A 1,945-nucleotide genomic window follows, 5' to 3' on the forward strand; every position below is an offset into this window, starting at 1 on the left:
GCAATTGCCTTTTTTATCCTGCGCAACGATGAAAAGACCTATATGGCTAACCCGGAATTGTACTCCAACTATAGCCAGCTGAAAACGGCTAAGACCATCGCCATTATCGGGATGGTTGTCGGGGTACTTTACGCCGCCTATATAGCCTACAACATTATATCTATGGGAGGCTTGGATGCTTATATGGAGGAAGTACAGCGTATGTCGGAACAATTTGGTGTTGAATAGGCGATTGGAAAATAAACACACTTAGCAGACATGACACAAGAACCTCTTCCAGGCGCCAGCACGGCTCTTACCATGGGAATTTTATCGCTGGTGGGCACCCTGGTGTGTTGTGGCCCTTTTGGTGCCATTTTTGGCATCATCGGCCTGAATAATGCCCGGAAAGCAGAACGGCTCTACCGGGAGGAACCCGGCAGGTTTAGCGGATATGAGAATATTAAATCAGCCCGGATCCTTTCCTATATCGGAATTGGGCTGGCCCTTTTAATGCTCATCTTTTATATCCTGGCCTTTGGGGTTATTGTCGCCCTGATCACCACCGGGAATATGAACGTTTAAATGTGGGTTTACTGAAATTAAAAAAACCCGGCCTGTGCCGGGTTTTTTTATTGAAGCTCAATGTGCTTGTAAGAATTTAATTGGCAACCTCACTAATAAACTTTAAACGATAAAGCCGGAGCTCTTCGTCTTCATACTCCCCCTCAAACTCCTTTACAGCTTCTTCAATATCGTCTGTTTGTGAATCCAAAAAATACTCGTGAATATCATCCTGTTGGTCTTCGTCAAGTATTTCGTCGATGTAGTATCCCAGATCCAATTTCGTCCCACTAAAAACAATCTGCTCCATCTCGCGCACCAAATCAGGGATTTCAAGTCCTTTTGCTGCAGCAATATCATCAAGGGGCAATTTTCGGTCTACATTCTGGATGATATATAGTTTTAAGCCGGAGTTGGCCCCTGTACTTTTGACCACCAGATCTTCAGGTCGGGTAATGTCGTTTTCGGAGACGTATTTACTGATAAGTTCCAGGAAAGGCTTGCCGTATTTCCGGGCTTTCCCCTCTCCTACCCCATAGACACTCGTGAGTTCTTCCAGGTTCATGGGATATTTCAGGGCCATATCCGAAAGGGAGGGATCTTGAAAGATAACATATGGGGGGACCTCGAGTTTTTGGGCCTCCCCTTTGCGCAAGTCTTTTAATAATTTAAGAAGTACCGGATCGGTGGCCAAACCCTGAGGTGCACCACCAGCATTGACATCCGAAGCCTCCTCGTGATAGACATGGTCTTTTGTCATCATAAAAGAAGTCGGGGATTCCAAAAATTTCCTACCGGCCTCGCTCAGGTGGAGAATACCGTATTGCTCGATTTCTTTATGGAGTAACCTGGCCACCAAAACCTGTCGGATCAGGGCCATCCAATAGTGTTTATCGCGGTCCTTCCCTATGCCATAAATCTCTTTTTCATCCGTCTTATGCGAGGCCGTAAGCGCATTGGTTTGCCCCAAAAGGGTGAGGACGATTTCCTTGGACTTGAACTTCTCATTGGTCCCCTGAACAGCGCGGAGCAGTTTGATGACGTTATCCCGGGCTTCCTCCTTTTCTTTAGGATTCCGTGCATTGTCATCCATATCCGCCCCATCTCCGTTTACAGCGTCAAACTCCTCTCCAAAATAGTGCAGGATAAATTTTCTTCTGGACATACTGGTCTCGGCATAAGCGACTATCTCCTGAAGGAGCGCATTGCCGATCTCCTGTTCTGCCACCGGTTTTCCAGCCATAAATTTTTCGAGCTTCTCGACGTCTTTATACGAATAGAAGGCAAGGCAATGCCCTTCCCCCCCATCACGCCCGGCCCGACCGGTTTCCTGGTAATAACTCTCGATGCTTTTTGGAATATCGTGGTGGATCACATACCGGACATCAGGCTTATCGATACC

Annotated in this window: 3 protein-coding genes; 2 read left to right on the forward strand and 1 reads right to left on the reverse strand. The window is 46.9% G+C overall.

The genetic code is table 11. From position 1 onward, the window contains the following. Together WBV75_RS04490 and WBV75_RS04495 are read left to right on the forward strand one after the other, a co-directional pair. Window positions 1-228 (forward strand): CCC motif membrane protein (locus WBV75_RS04490; RefSeq protein ID WP_424119455.1); only part of this gene is annotated, 228 nt, incomplete at its 5' end. A 30-nt stretch (window positions 229-258) separates the two neighbouring features. Continuing rightward, the gene (locus WBV75_RS04495; protein ID WP_424119456.1) at window positions 259-564 is read left to right on the forward strand and encodes a CCC motif membrane protein; all 306 of its coding nucleotides are present in this window, start codon (window positions 259-261) and stop codon (window positions 562-564) included. Window positions 565-640: 76 nt separating this feature from the next. Here WBV75_RS04495 and WBV75_RS04500 read toward each other — a convergent pair. Then, on the reverse strand, window positions 641-1,945 hold a 1,305-nt coding region (locus tag WBV75_RS04500), incomplete at its 5' end, for an RQC domain-containing protein (RefSeq protein WP_424119457.1).

The sequence above is a fragment of the Robiginitalea sp. genome, from assembly GCF_049588695.1.
GTDB lineage: Bacteria > Bacteroidota > Bacteroidia > Flavobacteriales > Flavobacteriaceae > Robiginitalea.